This window comes from Providencia sp. wls1922, assembly GCF_009706505.1.
GTDB classification, from domain to species: Bacteria; Pseudomonadota; Gammaproteobacteria; order Enterobacterales; family Enterobacteriaceae; genus Providencia; species Providencia lanzhouensis.
Genome location: NZ_WLUG01000081.1, coordinates 20,045 through 32,527 on the forward strand (window position 1 = coordinate 20,045; position 12,483 = coordinate 32,527).

The following is a 12,483-nucleotide window of genomic DNA, read 5'->3' on the forward strand; positions in this document are numbered from 1 at the left end:
TAAGTAACAGAAAAGAAATTTAGATTATTTTGTTTATGAGGTTAAGTATGTTTAGTTTAGATATGCGTAAAATTATAGTATCAACATTATTCACGGCATTTTCGATGGCATCTTTTAGCGCACATAGCGCAGTAACATTAGACAGAACACGCATTATTTTTCCTGGTAGTGAAAAGTCCGTTAATGTCACCATTACCAATGGTAACCCTGAAGAAGCGTATTTAGCACAAAGCTGGATTGAAGATTTAAATGGGAATAAATTAACCAAAGGCGCTATTTTAGCGACGCCTCCTTTACAGCGTTTAGAACCCAATAGTAATAGCTTAGTGCGTTTAAGTGTAACGCCAGAATTAAGTAAGTTACCTCAAGATAAAGAATCGATATTTTATTTTAATTTACGGGAAGTTCCCCCTAAATCTGCAGATGGGAATACCTTACAAATCGCATTACAGTCCCGTGTGAAATTATTTTATCGCCCACAAAGTATTTTATCGGAATCAGAAACTAAATGGGCGCATAAAGTGACATTAACTAAAATTTCATCGGGGTATCGTTTAAATAATACCACGCCTTTTCATATGACTGTGATTGGTTTTGGTAATAGCAAAGAGCAGGCAGAATCTAATCCATTTGAGGTGTTTATGGTGGCACCTAAGTCGACACAAGATATTCCATCTTCAGCACTAGCTACACCCTATTTAACCTATATTAATGATTACGGTGGTAAGCCAACCATGTCATTTAGTTGCAAAGGGGATACCTGCACGGTTACAGGCGAATAGTTACCCACTTATTAATATGAATGCAGCAGGAAAATGAAATGGATACAAAAAAACTGATGTGGTCATTATTGTTTATGCTTAGTGGTATTGTGAGCTTTTATTCAATAGCGAAAACGCCTGTTGCAACAACGCCTGTTAATGAGCCTGATTATGAATTATCTCATGAAGGACTCATTCAAGTTAATGCGACATTATTCAGTGCGCCTTGCGATATTGATGTGTCAAAGAAAAACATTGTCACATTAACAGGCTGTGGGACAGGCTCAGCCTATAAAACACAATTGAAGTTATCTCATACGGCAAATACTCCCGCCAATTTAAGATTCTATGATTATAACGGAAAACAGTTTTCATCCAGTTATTCTCTTCATTTATTAGATGGTGATAATTCCATTCAAACACCATTACTCATGGGGGATGATTCACTGAGATTAGAGGTGAGTTATGAATAAAATAATAAAAAAGATATTTTTATTCCTTTTTTTCTTAGGTAAGCCATTTTTTGTCTTTGCTGCAGACTCCCTGAGCATTGATTTTAGCGGTGAATTGGTGAGTACGGCATGTACGGTTACGTCCGAGTCTGTGAATAAGGAAGTGACATTAGAAAATTTACGCTGGCAATATATTAATGAAAATACGATGAGCGAATCGACAGAGTTTTCGATAGGGATAGAAAATTGCAGTGCAACCGACTTACAAAAAAATATTGAATTAACATGGAAAAGTAATCAGTTAGTCAGTGTTAATGGTGAAAACTTCTTAACTACTCAGGGCAGTAGCGGTGTTTTGTTGGGGATCCATGACAAGGATGATAAACCGATTGTTTGGAATAAGGCGTTCACGTTAGGTGCGGTATCCGTTGTTGAAGATGAACAGCAGTTTGATTTTAGTGTATTTGCGCGTAAACCTATCAATGGGGAAGCCAATGCAGGGAGTTTTTCAGGGGTAGTCACCTTTAATGTGGAATATAAATAATGAATATATTCAATAAGCTAAAATTATTTTCAACAATATGGGTTACATTTATTCCATTACTCACTAAAGCGGATGTGTTGGTCGATGTGACAGCGACCATGGTAGCGCCTGCGTGTAATATTCGCAGTGAAAATGCCAGTGCCCCTTTACTGATTGATTTTGGCACATTGAATGTGGAGTTATTAACGCAATCTCCACCAGTTACAAAATTTTCGTTATATATTACCGAGTGCGATCTGACGAAAACGCTTGCAGCGGTGCTGAATCCTAAAAACATGAACACCATTACCTATGATGGGCGAGGTATTCTCGGAACGAGTACAACAGGGCTGGGCATTGACTTTAGTGAAGTGACGGGAGGAAAAAATCGATTATTAGAATTCAATAAAAAAATGCAAATTTATCCCGAAAAAATCAATAGCACAACATCAAAAATAGATTTACAAACAAAATTGGTATCAACCGTACCCGTTAATGCGCTGACGTTGGGAAAATATAACTCATCAATGATTATTTCAATAGTATATAATTAATAGGACATATTTTATGAGAGTACTGACATTTAAACATTCACTTACCTTTAATCTTATATTATCTGTCCTATTATTTTCGATAGGTGCGTATTCTTATGGTGATTATTCTCCTCAAATAATAAATCCTGCAGATGGATATAAAATTAAACTATATGCCTATTCAGCTATTGCCCAAACGCCCATTATAGGTTCGGATGGAAAATCGTATTATAAAGTGGGAAATGATATTGCTATCAATAGCAACGCAGCATCGAACTCTGGGTATGTTAAATGCGTAGGGAAGGTATGGGGAACGTCGGGATACCAACATATATCGTATAAGAATGCATATCATCGGCTTTTTAATTATGTACCACCTGCCGGTTTTACTTTCAATAATCGCCCTGTTTACCGAATTAACAGTAATGTGGTCATGACTGTACAAAGTAACATAAGCAACTGGGCCAATATACCCGGAGGGGCATGCGCTGATTTAGAAACATCAAGTTCTATGGATGTTTCTTTATTTGAAGTACAATTTCCCATCACTTTTACATTTTACATTAATGAAAAAATCATTGATGGACAAATTATGATTGCCGCGATGGATTTGGCTGGGTATGTGCGTGCTTTTGTACAACCATTAGCTCAACCTACTTTTAATTCTTGGCATATTAATGAAGCAACAGCTCCCATTCGATTAGAAGCGTCTCAGTTAAATGTGAACTCTTCCTGTACAACCTCAACCAGCACAGGGCAAGTAGGGACTGTTAATTTGCGTCATGGACAGCTAAATAGCATGAAGTATGACAGTAAAGTAACTGAAAAAGTTAATTATACCTGTAAATTTTCAACATTAACCAAAGTGCGATTACGATTAGATTATGCTCAAGATGGTGACCCGCAAAAACGGCTTCCACTAGTAAACAAAGTCACGAAGGAAAAAATTTACACAACTTTGATGATGACGGATGACACGACAGGGCAATCCGGATTAGACATGAATGTTGATATTCAAAATCTGAAAACAATTTCAATTAGTAGCCATTTACAGGGTACTAATGCACCCGCAGGAGATTATCAAGGGTCTGCTTGGTTAATTGCGACATTTCTTTAAGTCAATATGCAGATTTTGAAACTGTTGGAGTTTTCTTCGAAATTCATACTTTTTGTCGTGTGTCTTTCACTACCCTTCATTGCTCATATCACCGCAGACGACTTTACTATTTTATCAAAATAAATAGTTTCTTATTAATTTATCAATCTTAAAAGGCGATTAATATGGCCTTAAAAGTGGCAGTGATTATTGCCGGCGGCAGTGGATTAGGTGCAGCCGCCGCAATCCAATTAGCGAATGATGGATATAAAGTGGCTATTTTATCTTCCTCTGGCAAAGGGGAAAAATTAGCAAAAGAGCTAGGAGGAATAGGTCTGACAGGATCTAATCAATCCAATGATGATATCGCGCAACTAGTTGATAAGGTACTTCAGCGGTGGGGAAGAGTCGATGTGTTAGTGAACAGCGGTGCACATGGTCCTCGAGGGCATATTCTTGAATTAACGGATGAGCAATGGCATACCGGAATGGATGTTTATTTAATGAATGTGATCCGCCCAGTGCGGATTGTTGCGCCTATTATGGAAAAACAAAAATCTGGCTCGATTATCAATTTTTCATCCATTGCGGCTATTGAACCAATACTCGGTTTCCCTGCCTCTGCGGTATTTAGAGCAGGGCTCTCTGCATATACCAAGATATTTGCTCAAACCTATGCATCGTCAAATGTGCGTATGAATAATATTTTATGTGGTTGGATTGATTCATTACCTATTTCAGATGAGAGATTGAATGAAATCCCAATGCAACGTTATGGCAAAACTCAGGAAATCACCTCTACCATTGCATTTTTAGCCTCCGACAATGCCGCCTATATTACAGGGCAAAATTTACGTGTTGATGGTGGCTTATCAAAGTCTATTTAGATGATTTATTCCTGTGATTTATTCAGAATTGAACAGCCTAAAATAGTTATTTTAGGCTTTCTAGCTTAGAGGTATACATGAAATTAAATGTCTTGGGTTATCTTTGTGTATTTTTTGTGAGTAAGGTGATCGCGAATGAGGTTTGTATACCCGAAGATATTTGTACATTCATTAGTAGCAATGATAAAGAACTTACTATTACTTGTGATAAAATCATCGATTATCAATTGATTACATTTATTAGGTCAAGTGATGAAATTGAAATCACCCTTGACCCTCAGTTAAATTTGTCTGAAATAGTTAAAAATAAAGGTAACGAAGAGTTTTTTTGCAACCCTATGTTTTTGGTCGACAACTTAATCGTATTGGTCTAAGAAATATCATATTGAATAAATTAACGCTTTCATTATATAGAGATGAGCAGGTATTTTCATCGAAGGATTTAATTAACTGCATTGATGAGTTGAAGAAAGTGTATTAAGAGCTATCTAGAAAATACAATATCCCTATACATAGAATGAGGATAGGGATATTTCAATTCACTTATTGACGAACATAATGCCCACCAACAGAGTGCACCGTGATATTGTTACCCTGTATAGAGTAAATAACGCGATGTTCTTGAGTTAATCTAATAGAAAAGGTATTTCCTCGTAGTCTTTCTGGATTGGTATCACCTACGTGCTCAGCGGCTGTTCTAGGATTATATCCATAGTTTGCGATAAGACGACGCCACTCGTTGTATTTTCTCATTGCAGAAGGTGGAACGGGTATATGCCCATTCCTATTATATCTTGCTCTCTGTTCACTATCATCAAAGTTATAGTATGACATTATCACTCTCCTTTCTTTAATATCAAAAATACCAAAGATCTTCAAAATTTGGCTTGAGAACTGCATTTGACTTAAGTTATATTTTTTTTTAATTATAAACTAATTAAATGGGAAAAGTATTTTTATTTTCTCAAAAACTCCTTTGATGTTATCGTTCTTACCAGAGGTTTAAATAACTTTTAAAATAATCCATCAGGAGGGTATTTAATTATTTGGTAGTACAATTTTTCATCATAAAATATACATTGTTTTTTTTAAATTTAATATAGAGATCATTTTAAAGCATAGAATCTTTTATAGGTTAATTTATCACTAGATAGCTAATTACCTTATAGGATCAATAGGATACTAATAAGTACGTAAATTTATTGAATTTCTTAATAAATTTAATATAGTGTTATTTCTTTTGATTAGACATTGATAATGAGATGAGCATCGAAAAAAGACGGTTACTGTTTTTAGTAAATGATACTTTAGAGTTTGATCCCGAAAAAAAAATACTAAAACGGGTGGATGATAATTCATTTTCTGAAATTAAGCTAAATACACCAGCTAGCGAATGTTTATACTTAATTCTTTCCAGAGGTAACCAAATTATCCCACAGGATGAATTTTTCAAGACAGTTTGGGAATCAAATGGCGAATATGTCAGTTTGAATACGCTTTATCAAAATATTTCAATTTTGAGGAAAGGCTTGAAAGAACTGGGAATTGTTGACGAAATCATCACAACGGTTGCTAAAAAGGGATTTAAACTACATTCCGATGTTCGAGTTTCTATTCGAGAAAAAAAATCTGAAACTTCATCTGAAACCAGTCATAACAATAAAAATGAAAGGCAATATCGAATTTCAAGTGGAACATTGGGCCTGATAGCTCTTTCTCTTGTTTTAATTGGTCTAGTCATCATGATCTTTTATCAATCAATACGGTACTTTGCATATAGCCCGAAAGAGGTTGATTATGGCTATACAGAGACCGCTATGGTGGATGGTTGTCATATTTATACTTTTAATGTTAACCGTAAGAAGAAAGAGTTGGATATAAACGTTATAAAGCGACTCATTGAAGAATACCCAATTAACTGTTCAATAAATGGTCACTTATATGTCAATTGGCAAGAGTACAGTAATTACTATTCAGTGATCACCTGCAATAAACCAGTGACACCTGATAGTATTGTTGATTGCAACACTATTTTTTATGAAGGCTAATATGAACAAAAAGATGATATCAGTAGTATTGATTTCTTTTGTGATAATTTCTATTTTTATATTAGGCTTTTTTGTTATTAAAAATATTCAATATAGCGATGATGTTATTTATTGTAATGGTGGTTTTGATATGAAGCTAAAAGAGGGAGCATCGAAAGGTCATATTTTAATTGAGATTCGTAGCGATAAAACAGGGTTTGTTGTTTATCGAGGAAGTTATAAGAATAAAGATAAGGAAGTTAAGTTTAACCGGAAGATCTTTTTTTCTTATACAAATATCGCCGAATCATATGTTTTTAAATCTGAGGGAATTGTCGATTTCGGTGACACACTGATGGGAGAGATTAATGATGAGCATTATCATTTGCTGCCCGCTTTTTATAAGAAAAAAGATGAGTATTATCCCGTCGACGTTCGAAAAATGAGTGAAAATGCCTATTTTTTGTATGATTCAATGACATTAACTTACTGCTCGATTTAAGCTATTTATTTAAATTTTTTTAAAATAAAAGTATAAAGTTTGGTTAAACTCTATCATTTTTAGTATTGTTTTTTGACACTTCAATTAATGCCAGTAATTACATAATCTGTATTTTTAGTTTTATATCCTTTAAAAAAGATTCGTTTGATATAAAAACATTAAATCATAAGATTTTTCAGTAAAAAAACCTGATGTGATTTGTTGAGGATAAATCATTAGCCCAAACCTGTTTTATGGGTAGAATTCACTCGCTCAGTAAGTATCTTCTGAGGCATGTAAAGACAAACATGCACGATATACTAAGTTGAAATTTAATTTGAACATAAAGGGTGAAATAGATGAGTAACGATAACTATAAAAGTAAGGTTTTATTAGTCATGGGCGATGAGATAAAAAAAGTTAGAAAAAAGAAAAAACTAACAGGAACTCAATTGGCATCATTAATTGATGTTTCTCAACAGCAAATATCTCGCTATGAGAGAGGTTGTGATAATATGAAAGTGAACACACTTCTAAATATATTATCAACGCTAGATATTTCACCCAATGACTATATGAAAAATGTATTTGAAGACACAAGATTATCCGACATGTAATGTTATCATGAGTTGTTAACTTATGGACTATTTATTGATTTTTAGCCATGTTTTAATGGATGAAATTTTTATACTAGATAATTTGTTTTATTTCTTTGGTATTTTTCTGGTTTTCTTTATTTTGAAACTTTGGCTATTCTAACTATATTTTAAATATATTTATTATTAATGTAATATATCTATATTTTAAGCCTATATTACCAAGAGAGTCATAAAATATGAACTGTCTATAAACCCCTTTATTGTTTAATAAAGGGGTTGATTGATATTTAATCAGTGGCGAGTGATTATTTTAATGGAATAGATACCGAGCTTTGTTTAAATCCAAAGCGACTGAGTGGGGTGATTTTTAGAGATGTAGGCTTTGATTTTATTGCAATGCGTTTCTCTTCACCAGCCATGAGAAAGTAATTTTCGATGGTTACTGTCTCATTATTTGGGAGTAATTCTAGCTGAGGTGATAAACGAACCACATGTTTACTGGTATTTTTTAAAACTAAATGACTACCATCAACATGTGCGGAAAGACCTTTCCAAGGTGTGGCATCAACAGCGACGGCTGCTGGTTGAATGATCATGGCAATGCTTTGCCTTACGGGCATTCTGGCACTGTTATCTGCAGATTGTCCGACACCTTCAAATGATGCTTTTAGCATCACTTCTTGGGTTAGTGGCTCTCCTTTTTTCAAGACAAAATTAATCTGCTGGCTTTGTCCTCCATCAATTCGTGTGATTGGTGGTGATATTAATATTTGCTTACTGTGCTGGTTTTTATCAAGATCAGTGATTTTAGTGGCTAATAATAAGGGCTCATTACCAATATTTTTAATTGTAAAGGTAGAGCGACCTTCAGACTCATTGAGAATTACTGTCATGGTTTCCAACTGAAAAGAAGCTTGGGCAGGCATTAGGTAACCTATCCATAAAGCAGAAATAGCTACGTAGTTTTTTATATCGAACCAACGGGATACGTTGGGGAGTTTGATGCTGTTGTTAATCATAATGTTTTATATATCCATAAGTTTAAAAATAGATGAACTCACTGAGTTTTCATGATTACTGATTATCTTGGGTGGTTACCTCTTGATTTGTTGAGGATACTTCCATACATAAAGCCTCCCGTTCTTCATACAAAACATCCGGTAGAAAAGCCTCGGGTGTTTGATAGCTGAGTTGACATTCAGGAAGGTTTATACGACGTATGGTGAGTGGTTTGCCTATATCATCATTCACTAACATGACGTTGCCATCGCCAATTAATGTCCCGATCAATGAGCCATCTGTGCGATGAACTGAGGCGCCTACAGGTAATGTAGCGCCATTTTTATCTCGCACGGTTAGCAGTAACTGCTTGACGATACTCGCTTGAAAACGCTGCGTTTTAACGCTTCCCCGAGCTAATTTGAATTCTGCGCTGGTGCTATTTAAACGTAAGTTTAGAGGAAGCTTTTGGGTATTAATAATCGCTTCTTGAAGCTGATAGGGTTGAACGGAAGTCAGTAATGCATCACCAGCAAAGTCAGTGATTCCATCCCCCCCGTACCGGAGACGTGAACACCAGGTTGCCCTGGGATCCTGACAATGGCTAACGTATCACCAGCCAGATTAGGGGAGGTAACCCAAATATTATTGGCGATCCCCATTGTTCCTGAAGATGACAACATCATTGATTTATTACCATTACCGCTATGTGATAGCCCCGCGGTTAAATGGCTGTAGGGTGTATTTCCACTAAGACTTCCACTAATATCGTGAATACCATTACTATCACGAGCTATATCAAGGGAGCTATATAACTGGGAACCTAAATTACCTTGCCAACTACTTCCTATCGTTGGAGAGAGATTTCGTTGTTGCTGTAATCGACTATTACTGCTGCCTCCCCATAAAGGAAATGAAATTCCAGCATAAATCGTTTTATTACCATTATCAGACCACTGCATATTCAAACTGAGAGTTGTTGAACCAAAACGTCGACCAAAAGCTAACGTTTGAGCATGATCGCGGGGAGCGTTGCCATAATATTGATTTATAGATTGGCTATAAGAAATTGCACCGAGAGCCATCGTACTCCATGAAATGGAAATACTGTGACTTTGTTGCACTTGATTTCGATTGCTGTTTAATGAAGTCTCCATAACCGCATCATCAATGGTTTGATGGTTTTTTGAACGATAATGAGTAGCTAGTGCTAAGGATAGATTATTGGTTAAGGATAGCTGTCCTTGAAGGTTGGCTTGAATACCATTTTGCTTACCTTTGGCATAGTTAATATCGCCTGAAAGCCAATGCCCTGAACTTGAGTTAGTTTCTCCTCGAAGCCCAAAATTTTGGTAGTTTCTACTTAATAACCCTCCAAAAGTAATACGTTTTCCTTGCATTGGGCTTAAGGCAATTTCGCCCAACATGAGAATAGGAAGTTTGTTTATGCCTGTTGACATATAAGGACGATAACGTCCCGCACCAATTTGATAGGTTGTTGCTTCGCTGTTACTCGCACCTATAGATGGTGTGACGACTATTTTTTGCTGTTGACCATCACTTTGGGTAATCGTGATTTCTGCTTCTACTCCACCAACAGCTTGCCCTAGATTGGTTAGTGAAAAAGGTCCTGCGGGGAGTAGGGTGCGATAAACCACATTACCGTATTGTTTTACCTCAACAGTTGCTTGGCTTTGAACCATCCCCTGAACTGGAATAGCCAACCTAGCGGTATCACGCATACTCGAATTACTATAAATTTGTGCTCCAGTTAGTGGTACTCCACCATTGATAGAGCCTAAAGCACCAAACTCACCGATTTGTACTGATGAAGATAGTGAGGCAAGGTCTCGTGTACCAGAGGTTTCTTGTATTGCTAAGCGTGAGCTGGACTCATCCTTTGAATAATAGCTTCTGTTGCGTATTACCCAATTTTCGATATTGATTGCAGGTTCTAAGGTCGCTTGTAGGGTATTTTGTTGACCATAATGTCCACGAACTTGATTGTGGAATACATCATAGTTGAGTAATGCTGCATACCCTTCTGAGCTATTTCCTTGACGTTTTTCAGTATCAAATGCTTGTTCTGGTAGGGTGAGGTAAACACTAAATGTTCCGGGATTTAGCGTTTCTATGGCTTCAGGCCATAGCTGTGTTATTTGGGTACATTCAGATAACGGGATATCGGTTTTTAAATTAAGTGTATTTAAAAGTTGTTCATCAGCACACAGTTCACCATTAGCACCAAAACGAGCATCAGTGTGATAGCTATCTGCAGCATTAATTTCGATATTGATAGGGTAGAGACCCGGTAGAAATCGTGATTCATTAAAAAAATTAGCAATATCAGCGCTATAGCCTAAATTAGCGAGTGTTTTGATATCAAACCCATCCGCTGCGATTAAGGGACTATTAAAAAATAGTGTGCCAATAAGCCAGATAGTATATTTCTGGGGAACTTTATGAGCATTGATTTTAATAAAGAGGAGAAGTTTTCTTCTCCTCTTTATGCGAGTTAGATTCATTACTTTAGCAACCTAAAACCTGATCCCAATAAGACATGTTCTTCAAGATAAAACCATTCATAGGTTGTTCGGTACCTATTGATTGCAACATGAGCAACTGCATTGCTTTGTTATTTAATAACAATGTATTGCTCCTAGATGATTTTCTTGTGGATCAGTTTTTATTTTGTAGTTGTGTAATCCTTATAGACCAAATGCAAAGTTTAAGGTCATTGAACCATCAATCTTTGCAGAATCAGTCACAGGACCGCCCATTATTGAAGAAGAAGCTAATACGGGCTCAACACTTAACAATGTGGAGAAATTCAAACCGCTTTGTTGCTGATTATTTGTAGAAGCCCAGCCCATTCGGCTGCCTTTTGCAAGAAATGTGGTAGGTAAAGCTGAGAAGCTAGAGTTTGAAGTTGTGGTGTAGACGTTAGAATTTTTTCCATCAACAGTTGCTATTTTCATCGAAACACGATAATAACCAATTTTCCCTGTATTATTTACATAACCCAAACCAAAATATTCATTGCCAGAGATACTCGCAGTGCCTTCACGGTTATCTGTCACGCTAAAGCTTAAAAAGGTTTCAGCGTCGCAATCAACAGTCCATAATTGAGTTTTGCCTCCAAGTATAGTATGAGCAACAGGTTTGATTAATGCAGGAGATAGCTTACCTAAGTCATAAACACCGTTATTACCTGCAACAACTTTACATACGGGGGTCATTAATTCCCCTTGAACTTTTAATTCAGGAGAAGTGATCGCTGCCAGTGTGGTTGTGCTTATCATTAATGCTGATAATGCAGTTACTACCTTCAGTGATTTTTTCATGTTAAATATCCATATTGTTGAATTGTTAGTTTTTTTCACACTACTCCGAAATGGATAGTATGAATTTCTACGAAAGTATTGGGTTTTAAGCCCTCTTACATTCGAGAAATCTTTGTGCATTGACATTGGGTTTTATAAGCCAAACATAAAGTTCAATGTCGTTGCTCCGTTAAATACAATGGGCTCAGCGTTAGCCATCACACTTTCTGGCACGCTAATCTGTGGCAGAATAGTGATATCTACAGTAAAAGTACTTCCTGCCTGACGAGCGCCATCAGCGGAGAGCCAGTCTGTGCGAGTACTAGGCTGTAGGATATTGCTGGATTTACTCTGTTGCCCAATTAATCCCATCATCTTGGTGTTTTGATCTACTCTAATATTGCCGACTCGCATCTGATATGAGCCGACGACATTGCCATAAGAGTCATTCAACATAAAATCTGTGGTGGAGATTCCATGCCGATTATCTAAAGGTGTCATGGATAGATAGGTTTCCGATTCACAAGAGATTTTCCATGTCTGAGTCATGCTGGGTAATGCGCGCATTGATGCAACTCGCTCTAGCTTACCCAGTTCATAAACGCCTTGTTTTGTCGCTTCTATTTGACAGCCTGGCTTTGTCAGTTCACCAGTTACTTTCAATTCGGTTCCTGCATTTGCCATTTGCAGCGCATTGGTTGTCAGAATAATTAGCCCTCCTATACCTATGCGACAAAAGGTTTGTAGCTTTGTTGTCTTATCTTTTTTGTGTAATTGCTTCTCCATTACATTTACTTCCTTT

General features: G+C 36.4%; 16 protein-coding genes. 10 read left to right on the forward strand and 6 right to left on the reverse strand.

Features of this window, described 5'->3' with window-relative positions; genetic code table 11:
- Positions 1-62 precede the first annotated feature (62 nt).
- The 7 genes from GKR71_RS08490 (at position 63) to GKR71_RS08520 (ending at position 4,626) form a co-directional block, all read left to right on the forward strand.
- Positions 63-782 (forward strand): fimbrial biogenesis chaperone, encoded by a 720-nt coding sequence (locus tag GKR71_RS08490; protein ID WP_230085046.1) that lies wholly within the window; start codon positions 63-65, stop codon positions 780-782.
- A 38-nt stretch (positions 783-820) separates the two neighbouring features.
- A complete protein-coding gene (locus GKR71_RS08495; protein ID WP_154609608.1) occupies positions 821-1,234 on the forward strand; it encodes a fimbrial protein in 414 nt (137 codons plus the stop codon).
- On the forward strand, positions 1,227-1,757 hold the full coding sequence (locus tag GKR71_RS08500) for a fimbrial protein (protein WP_154634152.1): 531 nt from the start codon (positions 1,227-1,229) through the stop codon (positions 1,755-1,757). The genes GKR71_RS08495 and GKR71_RS08500 overlap by 8 nt, the downstream gene beginning before the upstream one ends.
- Positions 1,757-2,290, forward strand: coding sequence for a fimbrial protein (locus tag GKR71_RS08505; protein WP_154634153.1), 534 nt, complete (start codon positions 1,757-1,759; stop codon positions 2,288-2,290). The genes GKR71_RS08500 and GKR71_RS08505 overlap by 1 nt, the downstream gene beginning before the upstream one ends.
- A gap of 13 nt (positions 2,291-2,303) precedes the next feature.
- Entirely contained in the window at positions 2,304-3,386 is a 1,083-nt protein-coding gene (locus GKR71_RS08510; protein ID WP_154609612.1) for an adhesin, read from the forward strand.
- A gap of 164 nt (positions 3,387-3,550) precedes the next feature.
- Complete coding sequence (locus tag GKR71_RS08515) at positions 3,551-4,252, forward strand: SDR family oxidoreductase (RefSeq protein ID WP_154609613.1); 702 nt, start codon at positions 3,551-3,553, stop codon at positions 4,250-4,252.
- A 77-nt stretch (positions 4,253-4,329) separates the two neighbouring features.
- Positions 4,330-4,626 (forward strand): hypothetical protein, encoded by a 297-nt coding sequence (locus tag GKR71_RS08520; protein ID WP_154634154.1) that lies wholly within the window; start codon positions 4,330-4,332, stop codon positions 4,624-4,626.
- A gap of 169 nt (positions 4,627-4,795) precedes the next feature.
- Here GKR71_RS08520 and GKR71_RS08525 read toward each other — a convergent pair whose 3' ends face one another.
- Positions 4,796-5,086 (reverse strand): type II toxin-antitoxin system YoeB family toxin, encoded by a 291-nt coding sequence (locus tag GKR71_RS08525; protein ID WP_154609615.1) that lies wholly within the window; start codon positions 5,084-5,086, stop codon positions 4,796-4,798.
- A 428-nt stretch (positions 5,087-5,514) separates the two neighbouring features.
- On the opposite strand from GKR71_RS08525, the gene GKR71_RS08530 reads away from it, so the two are divergent.
- The 3 genes from GKR71_RS08530 (at position 5,515) to GKR71_RS08540 (ending at position 7,377) form a co-directional block, all read left to right on the forward strand.
- Positions 5,515-6,300: a winged helix-turn-helix domain-containing protein gene (locus GKR71_RS08530; RefSeq protein ID WP_154609431.1), complete on the forward strand. Its 786-nt coding sequence runs from the start codon at positions 5,515-5,517 to the stop codon at positions 6,298-6,300.
- Between the two features lies 1 nt (position 6,301).
- The gene (locus GKR71_RS08535; protein ID WP_154609432.1) at positions 6,302-6,781 is read left to right on the forward strand and encodes a hypothetical protein; all 480 of its coding nucleotides are present in this window, start codon (positions 6,302-6,304) and stop codon (positions 6,779-6,781) included.
- Between the two features lie 338 nt (positions 6,782-7,119).
- Complete coding sequence (locus GKR71_RS08540) at positions 7,120-7,377, forward strand: helix-turn-helix domain-containing protein (RefSeq protein WP_132496693.1); 258 nt, start codon at positions 7,120-7,122, stop codon at positions 7,375-7,377.
- A gap of 287 nt (positions 7,378-7,664) precedes the next feature.
- Here the strand turns inward: GKR71_RS08540 and GKR71_RS08545 are convergent, their stop codons facing one another.
- From GKR71_RS08545 to GKR71_RS08570, 5 genes are all read right to left on the reverse strand, one after another.
- The gene (locus GKR71_RS08545) at positions 7,665-8,378 is read right to left on the reverse strand and encodes a fimbria/pilus chaperone family protein (protein ID WP_154609663.1); all 714 of its coding nucleotides are present in this window, start codon (positions 8,376-8,378) and stop codon (positions 7,665-7,667) included.
- A 55-nt stretch (positions 8,379-8,433) separates the two neighbouring features.
- A complete protein-coding gene (locus tag GKR71_RS08550; protein WP_195848964.1) occupies positions 8,434-8,712 on the reverse strand; it encodes a FimD/PapC C-terminal domain-containing protein in 279 nt (92 codons plus the stop codon).
- Positions 8,713-8,873: 161 nt separating this feature from the next.
- Positions 8,874-10,883, reverse strand: coding sequence for a fimbria/pilus outer membrane usher protein (locus GKR71_RS08560; protein WP_154634156.1), 2,010 nt, complete (start codon positions 10,881-10,883; stop codon positions 8,874-8,876).
- 183 nt (positions 10,884-11,066) lie between these two features.
- Positions 11,067-11,702, reverse strand: coding sequence for a DUF1120 domain-containing protein (locus GKR71_RS08565; protein WP_195848034.1), 636 nt, complete (start codon positions 11,700-11,702; stop codon positions 11,067-11,069).
- 132 nt (positions 11,703-11,834) lie between these two features.
- Positions 11,835-12,483: DUF1120 domain-containing protein (locus tag GKR71_RS08570; protein ID WP_230085045.1), on the reverse strand; the 649-nt coding region annotated here is incomplete at its 5' end.